Source organism: Paenibacillus polymyxa (genome assembly GCF_018614975.1).
Taxonomy (GTDB): Bacteria; Bacillota; Bacilli; order Paenibacillales; family Paenibacillaceae; genus Paenibacillus; species Paenibacillus polymyxa_E.
In genome coordinates, this window is sequence record NZ_JAGGNR010000049.1 from 1 (window position 1) to 20,790 (window position 20,790).

The 20,790-nt window shown below is 42.7% G+C and carries 4 protein-coding genes and 1 pseudogene; all 5 read right to left on the reverse strand.

Going from position 1 to position 20,790, the window contains the following annotated elements; all coding sequences use genetic code 11:
- Positions 1-309 (reverse strand): AMP-binding protein (locus tag J7E78_RS26750; RefSeq protein ID WP_215079562.1); only part of this gene is annotated, 309 nt, incomplete at its 3' end.
- A pseudogene (locus J7E78_RS26755) lies at positions 282-5,513 on the reverse strand (class I SAM-dependent methyltransferase); the annotation flags it as partial. The pseudogene J7E78_RS26755 and the gene J7E78_RS26750, both read right to left, overlap by 28 nt.
- A 62-nt stretch (positions 5,514-5,575) precedes the next feature.
- Complete coding sequence (locus J7E78_RS26760) at positions 5,576-18,253, reverse strand: non-ribosomal peptide synthetase (RefSeq protein WP_215079567.1); 12,678 nt, start codon at positions 18,251-18,253, stop codon at positions 5,576-5,578.
- Between the two features lie 34 nt (positions 18,254-18,287).
- On the reverse strand, positions 18,288-19,916 hold the full coding sequence (locus J7E78_RS26765; protein ID WP_215079569.1) for a PEP-utilizing enzyme: 1,629 nt from the start codon (positions 19,914-19,916) through the stop codon (positions 18,288-18,290).
- Positions 19,917-19,929: 13 nt separating this feature from the next.
- Positions 19,930-20,790 (reverse strand): PEP/pyruvate-binding domain-containing protein (locus J7E78_RS26770; RefSeq protein ID WP_215079572.1); only part of this gene is annotated, 861 nt, incomplete at its 5' end.

Here is a 20,790-nt window from a genome sequence, read left to right on the forward strand (position 1 = left end):
CAGGCCTTGCAGCGCCTGAATTCCTTCATCATCCAGACTGTGGATGAGCGCGTTCAACATGGGAGGTACAAAGTTGATGTGCGTCACTCCGTATCGCCGAATAGCGGCAGCCAGGGCTGCTGGATTCTTCTCCCCTCCCGGTTCCAGGATCGCGAGCGCCCCTCCTCCCCACATCCAGCCAAACAGCTCGGAAAGGGAGACGTCAAAGGTATAGGCTGTTTTAAACAGGTACACATCTTGTGGCCCCAGTGGGTAGAGCTTGTGTAAGCCATTTAACGTGTTCAAAATGCTGTAATGCTGCACCAGCACCCCTTTGGGCTGCCCTGTAGATCCGGAGGTGTAGAGGAAGCCAATCCTTCCGGGACGGAAGGCATCGTCTCTCGTTCTTGTGAGCAAGGCGCCGTTCGGACATCCGGACCCCAGACCGTGACTTGGTCACCATATCGTTGAACAGCCCTCTTTTGATGGGACGCATCTGCTAACAACAGACAGGCTCCGCAGTCGGAAAGCATATATCGCACCCGTTTCTCCGGGAAAGCCGGATCGATCGGGACGAAGGCTGCCCCCGCTTGGACGATGCCCAGCATGGCAATGACCAGCTCGGCTGAACGCTCCATCAGAAGTGCCACCGGCTGTCCTTGACAGCCAGCCTGGATGAGGTCATCTGCTACCTGGTTGCTGGCTATTTCCAGCTCACGATAAGACATGACCTGGTCTCCATACAGCAAGGCAGGGTGGCCCGGCGTGCGCTGGGCTTGCTTATTGAACAGATCAGCCAGCGTTTGCTCCGCGAGAGGAAGCATTTGCTGTCCCTGCCCTTTGTTGAAAATCTCTTGAACTTCAACAGAGGACATCATTTTCAATTCGCCCAGAGATAGCCCTGTGTTGTTCACTATGGAAGTCAGTAACTGTATGAAGTGGCTGGCCATGTTTTCAATCGTTTCTTGCTTAAATAACGATGAGGCATATTCCATTTCACACCTAATCGCTCCCTCTTCCTCAGTAACTTGCAGGGTGAGATCAAACTTAGACACTCCACTGTCCATGTTAAGATTCGTCAGTTTCAATTCCCCAAGTGAACTCATATCCGTATTAAAATCGAGCACATTTAGCATTACGCTAAAAAGAGGGTTTCGGCTGAGGTCTCGTACAAGTCCGAGTTTATCAACCAGCTTATCCAAAGCGTAATTTTGATGTTCAAAGGACCTCAGTGTGTCGTCTTTAATTTCGTCCAAGAATCTTTCAAAAGATTGCTGAATCGCAGGATACGTTCGCATAGGAAGCGTATTTACAAACATGCCTACAACCGAATCAACATCAGGGTGAATTCTTCCAGATACAGGAGTGCCAATAATGATGTCTTCCTGTCCGCTATACTTGGAAAGAAGCACGCTAAAGGCGGCTAACAGAAACATGTAAAGCGTGCATTCTTTCTCTTTTACCAATTGCCGGATTTGTATTGTAAGTTCTGTGCTTATATGGAATGTATGTCTATGGCCATGAAAATCAAATAATAAAGGTCGCTCATAATCCATCGGAAGAGATAGCACAGGCAGGCTCCCTGAAAAGCGCTCTAACCAATACATTTCTTCGCGAAGCATATCCATATCCGCAAACCGTTTCTTCTGCCAAACTGCAAAGTCTTTATATTGAATGCGCAATGGTGGGAGATCTTTGCCTTCATAAAAAGCCAGAAAATCTTGGACCAGGATCTCCAAAGATGCGCCGTCCGTAATGATATGGTGCATATCTAGAAGCAAATAATGCTCATTATTGTTGGTTTTTAGAACATGCACTCTTAATAGTGGAGGCTGCTCAAGATTGAATGGAACGATGAACTGCCGCATTTTTTCCTCTAATTGAATTAAATCCACCCGTTCTGTCGTGATGGTAAATGCAGAAGATGGCGCAATGTACTGCACCGGCTCCTGATTGACAATACCAAAGGAGGTCCGCAGCGACTCATGCCGATCAATAAGCAAATGAAATGCTTGTTGAAGACGATCCATGTCCAATGTCCCCTCAAGTTTGAAAAATGCAGGCATATTGTATCCATTTCCTGCTGTCTCCAATTGATTAAGAATAAACAGTCTTTGTTGGGAAGCGGATAATGGATAATAAGTAGCTATTGAGCAATTAGGAATAGGAGCAAGACGGTCTTGATCAGATCGAAGTATAAACTCACTGAGTCTTTCCAAGGTAGGCAGTTCAAATACTTTTCTTAGTGAGATACTAACACCAAATACTTGATGGATTCTTGATATTAAAGAAGCCGCCTTCAGTGAGTGGCCACCTAGATCAAAAAAGTTGTCTATGGCTCCAATCCGGTCTTTTTTAAGAATGTCTCGCCAAATGGAAGCGAGTTTAATCTCTGTATCATTACGCGGTTCCACAAAAGCTACGCCGATCTCCATCTGAGTCTCTTGCTGCAATAATGCTGAACGATTGATTTTCCCATTATTCGTGAGAGGGAACGTTGGAACAACGACAAACTTCGCAGGAATCATATAGTTCGGCAATCTGGCTTGGAGGTACTCTTTTATATCGGCAATCGTCAGTCGGTCATCGTTTAAGATTAAATAAGCGCATAGAAGGGAGTTGTCTTCTTCTTCTTTGATCTCCATGACAAGCACTTGTTTCACACCTTCATGTTCCGACAAAGCCGTTTCAATCTCGCCCAGTTCAATTCGATAGCCACGGATTTTAACCTGATGATCAATACGACCGAGATATTCCAAGGTGCCATCTGGCAACCAGCGCACAAGGTCTCCGCTCCTATACATACGTTCCTCAGGTATAGAAGGATTGGGTATAAAACGCTCAGCGGTGAGTTCAGGACGATTCAGATAACCTCTCGCAACTCCGGGTCCACTCACATAAAGCTCTCCTGCTATACCATGGGGCAATATATTGCCATCCTTATTAGCTACATACACTGCAAGTGTAGGCAGCGGTTGTCCAATGTTGTTGCTACCTGAAGTCATATCCTTCAGTGTGAGCCTGTGATAAGTCACGTGAACGGTCGTCTCTGTAATGCCGTACATGTTTATCAATTGAGTATCAGGCCACTTCAAATGCCACTGTAATAGACGCGAGGCATTTAACGCCTCTCCTCCAAAAATGACATATCTCAGTGAGGAATAATCCAGATCCGCTTCGCTTGCTTCAATCACTCTATAGAATGAAGCCGGAGTTTGATTGACAACAGTCACCTTTTCACTATGGATCATCTTGGCAAATTCAGTAGGATGCTGAGCTAAGAGCTTAGGCACAATGACGACTCTTCCGCCGTATAACAGAGCCCCAAAAAGCTCCCAGACCGAGAAGTCGAAACAAAATGAGTGAAACATGGTCCATGTGTCGTTCTCACTAAAATCAAAGCGATTGTGATCGTTGAATAACAGCCGTACTACATTACGATGTTCAACCATAACACCTTTGGGCACGCCGGTTGATCCTGACGTATAAATAACATAAGCCAAATTATCGGGCGACGGATTGGCAACAGTCAGTCGGGAACTGCTCATATATTGGATTTCGTCAAATCCATGCTGGTGTTTTTTCTTCAATAAAAGCGGTAATTTCTTTTTATTCTCCTTGTTAATTGTAATAACAACGTCATAACGAAATTTAGTTAACTCATTGGCAATAGTATGGATCTTCTCCGAGAACTCTATGGATGCAATTTCCTTGAGTTCACACCCCAGCTCTTTAAAAAATTCTTTGGACAAGAAGAGTTCATCGTGAAATTCCGTTTTAGTCCTGGCGTGAGGATACTGTCGTTTATAATCACGCAAGGACTGTAATAGCTCTTCTTTCTTATCTAAATCCATAATATCTCCCAGGAATAACACGCCTTCATTTTGCATGAGAGAGATGGCTTTGCAGATGACTCGGCGCAAATAATTGTGACCATGAAAAGCCTGAATTACGCTGTTCATAATGACAATATCAAAATCGTGTTCATGAATATTATCGATCTGATGAGCAGAAAAACAATCCAGCTTTATATTATTGATCTCTTGCTCCATAACCAATTGTTTGTTTTTTTGGATAATAGTCTCTGATAAATCGGTCCCATAATATAAGCCAACGTGAGGAGCAAGCCTAAACATACTGATCCCGGAAGCACATCCAATCTCCAGTACTTTGGATCCACTATGTACCTTCGGCAGGAGTTTTTGCACGATGTTATCGCCATATTCATCCATCTCTTCACGGGAGAGGTTTTCACGAGTATAACTGTTTACCCAAGCGCCTCCTGAGATATCATCTTCTGCTTCGGCACCGATGTGCTCCCACAGCTCTTTACTCATAAGACCGTTCTCATCAGACTCTATTTCTTCAAATACATTCTCGCTATCCAGACATACAAATGCATGTAACGAAGGACAGGACCACAGGAAATGATTCAAGGAAGCAATACAATTCTTCATCGATAGCAAGACAGAGATTCCCGAGTCATTCACCATCGTTTCAATTCGTTCCCGAGGATAATCAGGATCGATTGGGACATAAGCTCCCCCAGCCTTTAATACACTCATGATGGCGATAGGAATCCATTCCGAACGCTCCATCATAATACCCACCAGGAAATCCGGACCTACCGCGTGAGTCCTATAGAGATAGTGAGCCAACTGGTTTGAGCGCTCGTCCAGTTCTCGATAGGTTAGATGTCTGCCCTCAAATGTAACAGCCGAATGGTTCGGAAATAGATCTGCACGGCTCTCAAACAAGGAGACAATGGTTTCGTTATATGGGTACTTCACTTTGGAATTACCAGCCATTTTGAATACATTTTGCTTCTCTTCTTCATTCATGATTTCCATCTCAGACAATGGGGCTGTCGGATGGTTAAGAGCCCAGTTCAGACCGTTAACCAGGTGCTGAAGCAAACGCTCAACAAATAAATCCTCATAGTCTTCAGACAAGTAATTCGCTTCCAAGATAACTTCCTGCCGATCATCCGTTGCTCGAAGGTGAAATAACAGACATGTTCGGTCAGAATCAAATGCAGGAGAACCATGAATTGTATCCATAGTAAGAACCGAGCCGAATAAAGGCTCATGGTCTTGTTGTAGATTCCCTAATAAATCGAGTGTCATGGAGAGAGGAAGGGCGTTATGCTCCTCCGCCTCCTCCGCACTTTTTTTAACGGAAATCAACAATTCTTTAAAAGTTTCAATATTGGATAAATCGGTTTGAACAGGGAGCACCTCTTCCCAATCGATTTCTTCACCATTTATGTTTCCGGATAAAGGCGAGCCCATATAAACCAGAGATTCTCGAGAATATACTGACAGAAGTTTTATGGTTCCTGCCAGTACGATCAAATACTTGGCATAGGCTGAGCCGCCTCCTACTCGTTCCATCACTTCTTTTAATTCCGAGGGAAATACAATTTGCTGCTTCATCTTCTTGGATTTTAAGGTCGCTTGATTATTATGTTGACAAGGGAACGTGGTAATGGTGTAACCAGACTGTAATTTTTTCGTCCAGTAGTCTTTAGGCTTGTCCAGTTTGCCGCTCGATAGAAGAATATTTAATGTAAACTTATCCATTCCTTCACCCCTCACTAGAATCTGAATTCGACGTCCTCGTGCTGCGCCTTGTTTGAAGTTACCGTCATTAGACTCTGAAGTTCAATCTCTTTGATTCTGAGAGAGCTATCTTTGAGTGTAGTCTCAATAATTTCAATGAAATCCTGTACCATCCGTTCAACGGTTTCTTTCCGGAACAGATCCGTGCGGTAGTCAATGATGAAGAGCAGCTCTCCATCCATTTCGATTGCTTCAAGTTTCAAATCGAAAATGCTGGTTTTACGCTCAAGTTCAACTCTAGTGACCTTCAATCCGTGCAACTGAAGATACGGAACTTCATTATTTTGCAGTACAAATACAGTGTCAAAAATCGGATTTCGTCCTTCACGATTTTCCAAATCCAGCTTTTCAACAAGCATTTCAAAAGGAAACTCCTGGTTCTCGTAGCTCTGCAGCGCCAGTTCATTTAACGCCTTTACATAGGTATTGAAGCTCTGATTCCAATCAACCTGGCTGCGTATGGGCAACGCATTTACAAACATCCCCATTACATTTTCCAGATCAGGATGCAAACGCCCGGCAATAGGCATGCCTACAACGAGGTCTTGCTGCCCTGCATATTTGGACAATAGAACTTTGTAAACGGACAACAAGTAAACGTACAACGTAATACCTTCTTGCCGTAGGTAGCGATCAATCTCTTCTTTAACCGAAGCTTCGATCCGGAAAGTGGTGTGATCACCGTGAAAGCGCTGAGTATTGCGGCGCGGATAATCGGTTGGGAGACTAAGCTCAGGCCCTCCGTCTTGGAACTGGTTTAACCAATAGCTGGCCTGTGCCTGGAAGGCTTCCGTACGATACTGCCCTCTCTGCCACTCAGAATAATCTTTGTACTGTAAGAGCGGCAATCCCAGTTCCTGTCCTTCATAGAAAGCAGCTAATTCGCCGACCAGCACACCAAATGATGCTCCATCGCCAATAATATGATGCATATCGATTAGAAGCGTATAGCTTTCGGTATTGTGCTCTACTAACATCGCTCTTAATAACGGTCCATGTTCCAAATCAAATGGCTGGATAAATGCATCTGTAATTGACCTCAGTTCTTCCTCGCTGGCTGAAATCACAGGTAGAGTTAGATCGATCTCATCTGAAATCGTTTGAACAGGCATCCCTTTTTCAAATGAGAAGGTCGTACGAAAAACCTCATGCCTAGAAACCATGCTTTGAAGAGCTTTATGAAGCTTGGATACCTCCAGTTTCCCTTCAAGACGTATCACGTTAGGCATGTTGTAACTAGTTCCCACATCATTCAAATGATCGATCAACAACAATCTTTTCTGAGCCGATGAAACAGCATAGGTTGACTGCAAAGGAGCTCTTGGAATCTCATTCAAGCGTCTCTTAGCGGAACTCTCTAATTTCAGCGCAAGTTCTCGGATCGTTGGGCTTGTAAATACATCTCTTAGCTGTATCGATGATGCTCTTAGTTCCTGTTTTATCCGGTAGATTAGGGTTGTCGCCTTTAATGAGTGACCACCCAACTCAAAAAAGTTGCTGTCCAGACCGATGCTCTCAAAAGGTATATTTAAAAGCTCTGCCCACTGACGAGCAAGCCATGTCTCCATATCTGACGTCGGAGCTTCTTTCACCGGCTGGTCATTTGTATACGTCGTATCCATTTCAGCCAATGTTTTGCGATCAATTTTCCCACTGTTCGTTAGCGGCATTTCACCCAAAACAATAAATCGGGATGGAATCATATAGCTTGGCAATCTCTGAGAGAGTTTGGAGCGAAGCGTTGAGATTCCGCTTCCCTCACCAAGAACCACAAAGCAGCATAAATAATTTTCTCCACTGCTATCCTTCCTAATAATGACAGCGGCTTCTTTAACTTCGCCCGTCCATACGATCTGAGTCTCAACCTCCGCAAGTTCAATCCTGTAACCACGAACTTTAACCTGATGATCCGTTCTTCCGAGGTACTCAAGCCTTCCATCCGAAGTCAGGCGCCCTAAATCACCTGTTCGGTACAGTACCGGACAATGCTTGTTACCAAAAGGATTGGCTATAAAGCGTTCACTTGTCTTTTCTGCATCATTGACATATCCACCGCCTACACAGATCCCCCCGATATAGATCTCGCCATGAACACCAATCGGTACAGGCTGAAGTGCTGTGTTTAAGATGAAAAATTGGCTGTTCGCAATGGGACGTCCCAAGGGTACTTCTCGTTCAGATTTCCAATCTTCTGTTGTTAATCTGTGATACGCGGTCACATCTGTACACTCGGTTGGTCCGTAGGTATTCACAATTTCCGTCCTGTTCTTATCATGCAAGATCCAATCCCTCAAGTATTCCTTGTGGATAGGCTCACCGCCTAAAAACACTTGTGTCAATGAGGTCAAGAGATCATAGTTCCCTCTTTCTGCGACAAGCGGATAAAAAGCTGATGGCGTACAATTAAGCTTAGTAATCCGTTGTTTAGAGACAACTGAAATAATTGCCTCATGATCATAATGACCAGCCGGTAACAGGTACAGCGTCCCTCCGGTTACAAGCGGAGCGTAGATATTTTTTTGAGTTAAATCAAAGCTCGGTGATGTCATAAGGAGCATTCGATCCTCTACATTCATATCAAATTCACGGATGTACCATTGCAGCAAGTTTGCAAATCCCTCGCGGTAAACAGAAGCTCCTTTAGGCACTCCTGTTGAGCCAGAAGTGAAAATAATGTACATTAAGTCACTTATATCTGCTGGGCAATTAGGATTTACATCCGGCAAGTGTTTGCATTGCTGCAGGTATTCATTTGACTGGAGATTTAAGATCTTCCACGCTGGCTCTTTGTATGGAAACGTCGTTTCCGACGCGGTAATAATAATTTTGACGCTAGCCGTCGATGCCATTTGGGCAAGCCGTTCCATTGGAAGTCCAGGATCAAGCGGTACGTATACGCAACCAGCTTTCAATACTGCAAGCATACTGACAATTAGCTCGGGTCTACGATCGATGCTAATACCGATTGGCTCCCCTTTACCTACCCCCAGTCGATGAAGTTGATGTGCAAGCTGGTTGGAGCGCCGGTTTAGTTCCATATAACTTACAATGGAATCTTCCCATACAATGGCAGGGGCCTCAGGGTTAAGTTCAACTTGTTCCTCTATCCATTGATGGATATCTTTCTTTTTAAATGGTGAAGGTTCTCCCCTACCTGCTTTAGATATAAAGTCAAGCTCAGTCTCTCCCACCATCGTTAAGTCAACAATGTCTGTGGAAGGATTGCTTGTTATCGCATTGATAAGGCGACCAAAGTGATCAGCCATACGCTCAATGGTTTGTGGGTTAAAGAGTTTCTTGGAATATTCAAATTCAAAACGTATTCCCTCGTCTTCTTCGATGGCAAAAAGACTTAAATCAAATTTTGAAATTTTGTGCGCTAGTTCATATCTTTTTATCTCCAACCCTTTCATAGCAACGGGTTCAAAACGAATATTTTGCATAGCAAAGAATACGTCAAACAATGGATTTCTTGACAAGTCACGCGGAACCTGAATCAGATCTACCAGATCTTCAAAAGGGAAATCTTGATGCTCAAATGAATTCAGAACATGTTCCTTTACTTCAAACAAATACCTGATAAATGATTTGCTTTCTTGTGGGAAGGTGCGGATAGCCAATGTATTAACAAACATTCCGACCAGCTTTTCTAATTCAACCTGTGTTCTTCCCGCAGTAGGCGTTCCGACGACAATGTCCTCTTGGCTAGCGTATTTTGAAAGAAGTACATTGAAACACGCCAATAGCAACATATACAGCGTTGTTTCCGTTTTTTGAGTGAGCTTAATCAAAGCTGCTTTTTGAGTGGAATTAAGTCTTGTTACCACCATGTCCCCCTCATAAGTTTGGATAACTTCCCTCTTATGATCTGTCGGCAGTTGCAGAACTGGCAATTCGCCAGTAAAGGAATTCAGCCAAAATGATTGCTGTTCCGCTCTAGCCTGGTTTTTGCCTTTCCAAACAGCATAGTCCTTATAATGGATATCCGGCTGCGAAATCGGTTTGCCATTATAGAATCCCATTAAATCCTGAAGTATAAGATTCACGGAAGCACCGTCTGCGGCGATATGATGGACATCCATCAATAAAATGTGATGGTTGCTACCCTTGTTTAACAGGGTAAACCGGATAAGCGGTGTCTGACTGAGATCGAATGGACATACAAATTGATCAATATCGTAAGTCGCAGAACTTAAATCATGAAACTCTATCGAACTTCTCACATTAGCATGAATAACTTGAACAGGTTCACCATTCTTCATGTGATACGAGGTACGCAATGACTCATGCCGTTCAATGAGGCGCTGTACCGCGTCTGCTAAAAGACTGGTGTCAAGCAAGCCGTGTATTTCAAGTCCGCCCGGCACATTATATTGTGTAGATTCCGGCTCTAGCTGATGCAAAAGGTAAAGACGCTTTTGTGCTGACGTTAAAGGATAAGTATCACTAGGTTCAGCACATTCAATGACTACCGGCACATTGCTGGCCATTCTGCGGATTAATGCTGCCTGCTCGCGAACAGTCGTATGAATAAAAAGATCTTTAAGCGGAATGCTCACATGAAATACCTGACTTATATGACTGGACAAGGACGTTGCAAGGAGCGAATGTCCTCCTAGAGTGAAGAAATTAGTTGAAACATTGATCCGCTCCATCCCCAAAAGTGATTTCCATATATCTGCAAGCCGTTCTTCCAACTCGTCAGCAGGAGTGTCACCAGAATCCATTTCATGCTCTATTAAAGGTTCAGGCAGCTTGGCCCGATCTATTTTTCCATTTACAGTAAGTGGCATGGCATCTACTTGTACAAATCTGGACGGAACCATGTAATGAGGAAGCATGAGAGAAAGCTTAGCATGCAACTCAGCACTTGAAATATAACGGGAGGCAACAAAATAAGCTGCCAGATACTTTTCATCCTGTATTGTTGACCTGTCCATAACCAAAACATTTTGGATATCTTCTATCTCCATCAGCTGGTTTTCTATTTCACCAATCTCTATCCTAAAGCCCCGGATTTTAACCTGATGGTCGTTTCTGCCAATATACTCAATCGATCCGTCGTGCAGCCATTTTGCCAAGTCTCCAGTACGATACATTCGCATTCCTGGTTCGAATGGATCTTCAATAAACCGTTCTTGCGTTAAATCCACTCGATTCAGATACCCTCTTGCCACTCCGGCGCCGCTAACGTACATCTCGCCTACCACTCCAATAGGAGATGGCTTACCGTGCTTGTCAAAAATATAAACTTTTAGTGTCGGGAGCGGAACACCTATATTGGAAAGAGTTTCTTCCAAATCAGCAGGACTCAGTTCCTTGTAAGTGACATGTACCGTAGTTTCTGTTATGCCATACATATTAATCAGCTTAATGTCCGGATACTTTTGCTTCCACTCCTTTAGTATTTTTGGCTTAAGCGCCTCTCCACCAAAGATTATTGTCCGAACATTAAGATCACATGCCGGTTCGATGCTTTCCCGTTGCATAAGATAATAGAAAGCACTTGGAGTCTGGTTAAGTATCGTAACCTTTTCACTTTGTAATAGCTTTAAAAAACGATGCGAATCTCTGGCGATTTCTTTCGGAACGACAATTAACTTGCCGCCAAAAAGCAGTGCTCCGTATATTTCCCAAACTGAAAAATCAAAACAGTAGGAGTGGAACATGGTCCATATATCCTGAGCATTAAAATCAAACAAACGAGAATCATTCTTCATCAAACTTACAACCTGCCGATGCTCTACCAGGACCCCTTTAGGTTTTCCGGTAGAACCTGAGGTATAGATCACATAGGCTAAATGATGAGCGGCACGTTTAACGTCAGGCCCCTGGGCTTGTTCCTGATGGGTTGATTCTTTCTTCAAGTCTACAATGGCACCTTTAAACTTGACGCCTTCTCTAAGGCTACCTGAAGTGATAAGTAACCTGGAACCACTATCATCCAGCGTGTATTGAATTCGGTCGACAGGATAATCGGGATCAACAGGGACATATGCTCCACCAGCTTTAAGCACAGCCAACATACTCACAATCATATCCAACGAACGATCCAGCAGGATAACAGCTAATTGGTCAGGTCCCAAACCATACTCACAGAGTGTGGATGCCAAGCGATTAGCCAGGCCGTCCAAACGGGCGTATGTTAGGCTTTCTCCTTCATAAACTACGGCTGTTTTGTCAGGGAAAGCTTTTGCCGTTTGCTCAAAGATCTCAGTTATAGTGACATTTTTAGGAAAAGTAGCTTTTGTTCTATTAAAATTGTTTAATATCAGTTGTTCCTGCTCGGCTGTGAACAAACTGAATACGTTCAACGATTTCTCCGGAGCATGAACAACTTGTTTAACTAAGGAAGTAAACTGATCCACGAAGTTGCAAATGCTCTCCCTTCTAAAGAGAGAACTACTGTACTCGAAATCAAAGCGAAGTCCATTGCGCTGTTCCATGGCTGTTAGCATCAAATCAAATTTTACTGACCCCGTATCAAGTAGATCCAAACTTACCGAGCAGTTAGGGATTCCCTTATTACCCATATCCATATTCTGCAAAATAAACATTGTGTCAAAGATAGGATTCGATTCGTGGCCTCTAATCCCGGTTGGCAGCTTATTCACCAGCTCTTCGAATGGATAGTCTTGATGTGCGTACATGTTTAACACTTGAGTTCGTACTTCAGCAAGATGATCCATAAAAGTGCATTCAGGCTTTATGATTTGGCGTATTACAACTGTGTTGACAAACATGCCAATTAAAGGTTCAATCTCTGAACGGCTTCTGCCGGATACGAGCGATCCAACTAAAATATCTTCCTGACTGGTTAGTTTGGATAAAAACAGTTGATAGCATGCAAGAATAATCATATATAAGGTGGAATTACTTCCGGATGCCAGATGATAAAGACGATCAGTAAGTTCCTTATCAAAATGGAATACAACCCGTCCACCTTCCATTTCGTTGTCCATCCGTCTTGGGTAGTCCATCGGAAGATGGAGTACAGGTAACTCGCCGGCAAGATGCTGAAGCCAGTATTGTTCATCTTCTGATTTCTGTATGTTGTTTTGAGACGATTCCTCTAATTGCCAAGCTGAATAATCTTTATATGTGATCGATAAACCTGGTAGAGGTTCATCATTGTACATTTCAAAAAATTCTCTCAATAAAATCCCTGCAGATGTTCCATCTGAAACGATGTGATGTTGATCTATAAGAAGGACATAGCTCGATTCTGATTGTGACAGCAGCGCTGCCCGTAGAAGTGGAGCCTTGCTTAGATCAAAAGGCTGCACAAAATCTTTAATAAATCGATCCAGCATTTCTTCACTCACTTCTAAGACTTGCATTTCACCGTTTATTTCAGGACTAATGACTTGAACCAATTCGCCATTTTTCCACTGAAAAGAAGTTTGAAATGCCTCATGCCTTTGGATCAATTGACGAAACACTTTTTTGCAGCGTTCATGATCCAGTTGTCCCTCAATTCTCAACATTACAGGCATATTATAGGAGGTCTTATTGACATCCCGCTGATTCAAAATGTATAGACGCTTCTGAGCCGATGAAGCATGATAAAAAGGTTGTAAAACAACAGGGTTAATATGATCTCTTGCAGTTGTAGACTCTGCTTGTATTAGGCTGACAAGATCACTAAGTACTGGATGATTAAAGATATCCATTATGGAAATTTTGATTTCGAAATCCGAGTTAAGCCGGGAAACCAAACGAGCAGCGTGCAGTGAGTGGCCGCCAAGCTCAAAAAAATGATCATTTGGACGTACTTCTTCCAATTTAATTATCTCTGCAACCATGCCACATAAGCGGGACACTGTATCACTTTGTAAGCTGAAACCATCTTGAATACGGATCGGCTTACGACCAATGGACTGTTGAATAAGGGCGTTCCGAGATATTTTTCCATTCGGCGTCATTGGCATTTCTGATAACTGAGTCAGGTAAGTTGGGATCATGTAGTTAGGCAAGCTTTTCCTAAGCTCACTGCGAATTAATTGTGGGTCCAATGACGGTTCAGACGATGTATAAAAGCCTGCTAAATAACCATCTCCATTTTCATCTGTACTGTGTATAACAGCTACATCTTTTACCCCTAAGCAAAGGCTCAGCTTCTGCTCAATCTCGTTTAACTCAACACGATAACCGCGCACCTTAACTTGTGAATCATTGCGACCAAGACACTCCAATTTCCCGTCATATCCTAAACGTCCCAAATCTCCTGTTCGATAGAGCAATCCTTTTTGGCTCCATAAACTTGGAACAAAGCGCTCCTCAGTGAGTTGTGTCCGGTTGAAATACCCTGAAGCTACTCCGTCCCCACCAATGTATATTTCCCCGATTACACCTACAGGGACCGGATTCCCATCAAGGTCCATCACAAAAATTTCAGTATTAGCTATTGGTCTGCCAATTCGTATAGCTTCATCTTCATGGATTTCTTGATATGAAGACCATATTGTCGTTTCGGTTGGGCCATACATATTTAGTAACCGTGCATTCGTAATTTGTTTGATTTTTTTAACTAGTGACAATGGCAGACCTTCACCACCCACCATTATCGTTTTCAGGGATTTTAAGAAATCATGTGAGTTGCTGTCTTCCATTAGCATGCCAAGTCTTGAAGGCGTCGTTTGAAATAGAGTAACATCATGAACCATATATCTATTAAAGTGATCTCTTACTTCCTCAGGCTTAATTAATACAGTCAAACCTTTAGAAAGCGTCCATAGCAATTCAACAATAGAGATATCAAAAGAGAAAGTCGTAACAGCCAACATTACATCTTGATGTCCCGGTTTGAGGATTCCATCCATTGCCGCAAAGAAATTAGCTAGATTATCGTGAGTAATCATGACCCCTTTGGGATTTCCCGTTGAACCCGAAGTGTACATAACATAGCACAATTCAGAGGGTTGAATACGGATTGGTTCTTCAGATTTAAGCGACTTAAATACCGACAAAGTATCCTCTACCATAAGTTTCTCGCCTTGATAGTCAATAGAGTTCGCTGATCCGTCATGAAGAAGAACACGGGCGCCAGAGTCTGATAAGATATAGGATACACGTTCGGAAGGAAATTCAGGGTCTACCGGGACATAGGCTGCTCCAGCAAGAATAACAGCCAACATGGCAACTACCATTTCAGGGGATCGACGCATCATTATTGCAGTAACGTCACCTGATTGAATACCTCTTTTGTTTAATATAGTAGCCAGCCCTAGGCTCTTCTCCCATACATCTTGATATGTCCATGTATTGTCCTCAAAAATTAGTGCCGGTTTATTCGGAGAGGCTTCCCATGACTTTCTTACAGATTCAACAATCGTAGGGTTAACGATTTCCTTCTCTGTCCTATTTATAGATGAAATGCATTCCAAATCCTTCTGCGGCAAGATACTGATCTCCGATAGAGACACTGAACTATCAGTCACTGCTTGGACGATGACTTTCTCAAAGCTTCTTACCATTCGTTCAATGGTTTCTCTATTAAATAGATGTGACGCATATTCAAAATCTGCGACTAGTCCCCCGTCTTGTTCTGTAATTGTCAGTGTTAAGTCAAATTTTGAATAATTACTATCATAGAAGGCTGTTTCATACCCTAGTTCACGTGCTTTGCTTGGAAAAATCTCATAGTTATGCATAACCATCATCGTGTTGATTAGAGGATTACGAGTCGGATCATACTGAATATCCAATTGTTCAACTAATCTATCAAAAGGGTAGTCCACATGCTTAAGAGCACCGATCATTTTCGATCGGACATGATTTATAAATTCCTTAAACGTCAGACTTCCGTCAGGCTTAGTTCGCAAAGCCAGTGTATTAATAAACATTCCGATAAGTGGCTCAACACTTTGATGCTGCCGATCCGAAGCCAAGATTCCACTGATGATATCCCGTTGATTAGACCATTTAGCCAACATAACATGATAGGCGGCTAAAATAACCATAAATAAACTTGAATTGGTTTGTATAGCAAGTTTGTCAAGACCTTCAAAGAGTTCCGGGGTTATAAAGGTTCTATAATGCTCCCCTTTAAACCGATACTCCATTGTTCGAGGGTAATCTTCGGGAAGTCTCAACGTGGGGAGATCTCCCGCAAACTCATTCAACCAGTATTCTTCCTTACTTGTAATCAGCTTACTGTCTTGAAGACATTTTTGTTGCCAATGGGAGTAGTCTTTATACTGAAGGGTTAAAGGTTGAATGGGTTGCCCTTTGTAAATTTCAATTAACTCCTGAATGAATATTGATATAGAAGGACCATCGGAAATCAAATGATGCTGGTCAAATACCGCAATAGACTTTGACTCTGCATGGATTAGAAGTGTTCTCATTAGAGAAGATTGTGACAGGTCAAAAGGGCGAACAAAACGGGATATGATCCCAGCCCACTCTTCCTCTTCGGCAAATACCTCCTCCAAATCTATAAATGCCGTAGGGTTTATTCGTTGAATCAAATCTTCTTGTTCCCATTCAAATGAAGTCCGTAGTGACTCCTGCTTCATTAATAAAAGCTCCAAAGCATTATGTAATCGCTGACGGTCCCACTGCCCTGATGAAGAAATCGAAAAAGTTAGATGGTATGCCAATTCCGCCCCAGGATTTTGACATGACAAATAGACCCGCTTTTGAGCTGAAGAAGCCAAACAAACATCGGTCGGGCTAGCCGTCAATGTATGAAGCTGACCAGGATTTTCCTGATCCAAAGCTGCAGCTACCTTTCGAATGCTTGAGTGTACAAACAAATCTGAAATGTTCCAATCCACCTGAAACTCTTTGTTCAAGCTATTGACTATCCTTGCTGCCTTTAATGAGTTGCCACCCGACACCCAAAAACTATCACATATCCCCACCGGTCTTTCCATAACCTCTGTCCACAATGTACATACTTTTTCTTCGGTGGAAGTTGAAAACTGTTCCGTGGGTTGGCTGGATTGAAGTGTAGAAATTTGATTTTCAATATAGCTAAACTTTTCATCCCATTCCCCAGCTTCAAATTCTGCTGCCAATTTAAAACGTTGGATTTTCCCGCTTGTTGTTTTTGGGATTTTACGTATCGGTAGAACTCCATATACCTCAAGGCCCATTTTTTGGCTAAGTTGTTCTTTCACATCAAAAGCAATATTGACAAAGTTCTCAATTTTCCCTTTGTGAATTACGAACAATACAATCTTCTCGTTGAAGTTATCATTCGTCCTTACTGCGCAGGCAGCAACCTGATTTAAGCCAATACCATGTACGCCTTCAGTAACTCGTTCTAAGTCATGAGGATAAATATTTTGCCCGTTAACAAAAATAATATCTTTTGCTCTGCCAGTAACTACAAGCTGGCCATTATTTTTAAATCCCAAATCGCCTGTAATCATCCATCCGTCTTTCGTTTTAGCTTTTTTGGTCGCCTCTGAATTGTTATAATAGCCAGCAGTTACGTTTCTCCCCGAGATTTGGATATGTCCGACATAGCCATCACTCAGCTCTCTGTCATTTTCATCGCAAATTCGAATATAACAATCTTGTATTGCTGTCCCCGTCTCTACAAAATCAATACCGTTCTTGTCCCCCCTCTCAAGTTTTTGAACTTGCTCTCCTACTTGAAGTTGCCTGCGGTCTACTGTCAAAGGCACAAAGAGCTCACCTACTTCAGGAAAGGAGGCACCGACTGTAGCTTCGGCCAAGCCGTAAACGGTAAACATGGATGTTTCCCTTAAGTGATAAGGCTTCATTTTCTCCAAGAATCTCTCGCACAGGCTTGGCGAGATAGGTTCTGCGCCGTTGGCTATCAGTCGTACGGCCGACAGATCCAGATCTTTCGCAGCCTCTTCCTTGAAGAGAGTTAAAACATACTGATAGCCAAAATTCGGTGAGGATAAAATGGTTGCTTTGTATTGCTGCGCTTTAAGCAACCACAACATAGGTCTATATATAAATAGCGATGTCGGCATTATAATTTGTTCGATATTTGCAGTAAGGGGCATAATATGACATGCAATAAGGCCCATGTCATGCGTAAGCGGCATCCAGCTTAAATAAGCATCGCCTTCAATAACCTTAAACCCCTTGGCAATTGCATTCACATTAGCTATCAAATTGTCATGTGTAAGTGTTACTCCCTTGGGATCACCAGTAGATCCAGAGGAAAATTGGATAAAGGCAATATCTTCGGGTGAAGCATCATGAACGATCCCTTGTTCTCCACTAAAACCGATTTCATTAACGATTACGGCCCTTTCTTCAATACCGTTTAAAAGAATCGCATTTTCTGCCAGAAATTTTTTCAATCCTGTAAAAGGTTTTTCCTCCGTTAACAATCTTGGCTTGTTGAGAATTCCCCAGATATGAATCAGTTTAGAACGGTGCTCATCATTACTGCCGACCGATACAGGAACGGGAATAAAGCCCCCAAGAAGACAACCCCAAAACATCTCTAAAAATCTTTTATTGTCATCAATCTGAAAAATAACTTCCTCGCCAGGTTTAAATCCTTTACGTTGAAAATCTCCTAAGACACGAAGCGCACGATCCAATAAAACGGAATAACTTACATGATACTCATTGCTACCGTTTTCGATGAAAGCAACTCCTTTGCTGGAAGCTCTTCGATCCAGAATCATTTCGCTTAAGGTACGATAGTTACTCACAGTGCTCCCCCCTATACTGTCTGATCGTCTGAATTTATAAATCGAAATATACAACGCCTTTATTCCCATCAACGATGACTGTGTCTCCATCTTTTAACATGGAAGTGGCCACTTTGGTGCCTAAGACAGCGGGTAATTCATATTCTCTTGCAATAATGCCCGCGTGCGACAGAATTCCTCCGCTATCGGTGATTAGTGCCCCTATTTTTGAAAACAGAACAGTCCATGCTGGGGCTGTTGACTTGCATACCAGAACTTCACCGGAATTGATATTGTTAAAATCGGACTGAGAATTTACAATACGCACGTTTCCTTTGTATATTCCTCGGCTGGCGCCATACCCTTTGAAGGTTTTCATCTCCATGCTGACAGGTTCTTGGGGAAAACCAAATATTCGCTCAAGTTCTCGATCCGCTCTAACCTCATTGATAACTCCCAAAAACGGGATAGGAGGCATTTGGCGCAAATCTTCTAATTCTCTCTTCCTCGCCTTCAGCTGCTCGGCAACATTTTTCGGTTGCTGTAATAAATCTCTGACCTCATACAGATACAAATAAAAAATATCCTGGTTGTCTTGAAGTATGTCTAGCTCCACCAACAAATTTCCGACTTGAAGCAAGAAAATTCTGGAGCGTGCCGGCAGCATGGCATCGATATAAAAATGGTGATCTTCTTCAATCCTCCATACCTTGATTGCTTGCTCCCAAATTTGAATGAAATCCTCACGGAGGCAAGAATCTTCAATCTGGCCTAATGTTTCTTTCAGAAGCGCCTCTCTTTTTTTAATGACATTCTCGAAATGAGAGTCAAAATCATATGAAGATTGTTGAAGTGATTGAACAAGAGCAAGTACAAAATCTATGTCTTCTTTCCATGTTTTTTCTAAAAATTCATGGGAATCCGTAGAACGATAACCGTATACCGCTAAAAATCTTTTGATTTGCTCCAAAAACATGAGACCTATATCGCTTGTCGCCAAAACGGACTTTAATTGATGTGACGGAAGTTTTTTAAAGTGTGTGGACAGTTCGTGTTGCTCTGATATAGAACGAGCCAACATCCATAACTCTCTATCGGTTTCAAGTGATTTATTCATCGTGCCAAGCAACAGCGAGTATACACTCACCGGATCACCTTGAAGACCAGCGCCTTTGTAGGCATCTTCTAGTAACCAGCCGGCAGACTGCTTAGGGAGTAACACCTCATAATGAATCCGCCAGGCTAAATAAAAGAAATCTTCCATTTCCTGCAATCTTTCTGCAGCTTGCTTTATTGTCATCTTTTCTTCAGCCCATGCATCAAGTTTTGCATAAAAAGGCATAAGTGTGTCCGCAACATGATGTTTAAATGTAGTCAACAGATTGGAAATTTCCGCGCGCACTTTTTTGAAATGTTCATTTTGCCTGATGCTAAGATCTGTTTCATGTAATTCTATTGATTGGTAGTAGTATCCGTTCCATAGTCTGGTTCTGATTCTTTTAGTATTCATGCTCCACTTTTCAAATGCACTCTCCATTCCTTTCTCCATTGCTGGAAGTAGAAACGAGGCAAATAACGGGCTAAGTGGCTTAGGAAACTGGACATCGTTTTGTACCCAGAATGCAGATTCCATTTCTTGATCCTGCAACAGAATGTCATGTTTATCATCTACTGATGTATTCATTGCTAGCCCCCGTTTATACAGTTATTGGCCTTGCCTGAAGAATAAAAAGATTGTTGTTGTCCAAGGCGAACTCGACATCAACGGGATACTGCTGCTCATGTTCTATTCGCAAGGCAAGCTGAGAAATCTGGAGAGCTTCACTGTCAGACAAGCAATAACTGGAGCGTTCCTGATCAGAAGTCAGGACCCATTGCTCAGTATTTCCTAACCATTGAAGCTTGCTCTCCTTCTCCCCCAGTTCCTTAGTAATCAATTGTTTTCGGGAACGAGATATGACATACAAATCGGGAGTGACACACCCTGATACTACGGCCTCTCCAATTCCAATACTTGCATTAATCATGACTTCCTCTTCATCTCCGTTGACAGGGTTGCGAGTAAATACAACTCCTGCGGCACGGGGATGAATCATCTGCTGTACGAGTATAGCCATGGCAAGTCTTTGCTGATAATCTAATCTTTTGTTATCCATATATTCTAAAACCTGTTCATTGACAGCTGATAACCAGCATTTTTTTATACTGTCTAGCAGTTGTTCAAACGTCTTAACCTCCAGAAATGTAATATATTGGCCTGCAAAAGATGCCTCAGACAAATCTTCCATATTGCCAGAGGATCGAACAGCGACAGAACCACCCTCCGAATGTTCAAGAAGCTGCAGATATTCAAACTTTAAATCCTGCACAAATTGATTGGGAAACGATATATCCTCTTCCCGAATCTTTGAGCCCGATGATGCATAAGGCTCCATAATTGCCAAGTGAGCATCAGTCGTAATGATAAATCCATTGGGTACATTAAAGCCTTTATTTAGCAAACAGGAGAGATGATATGATTTGGCGCCAACTATAGATATGAACCGCTCCCTGTAAAG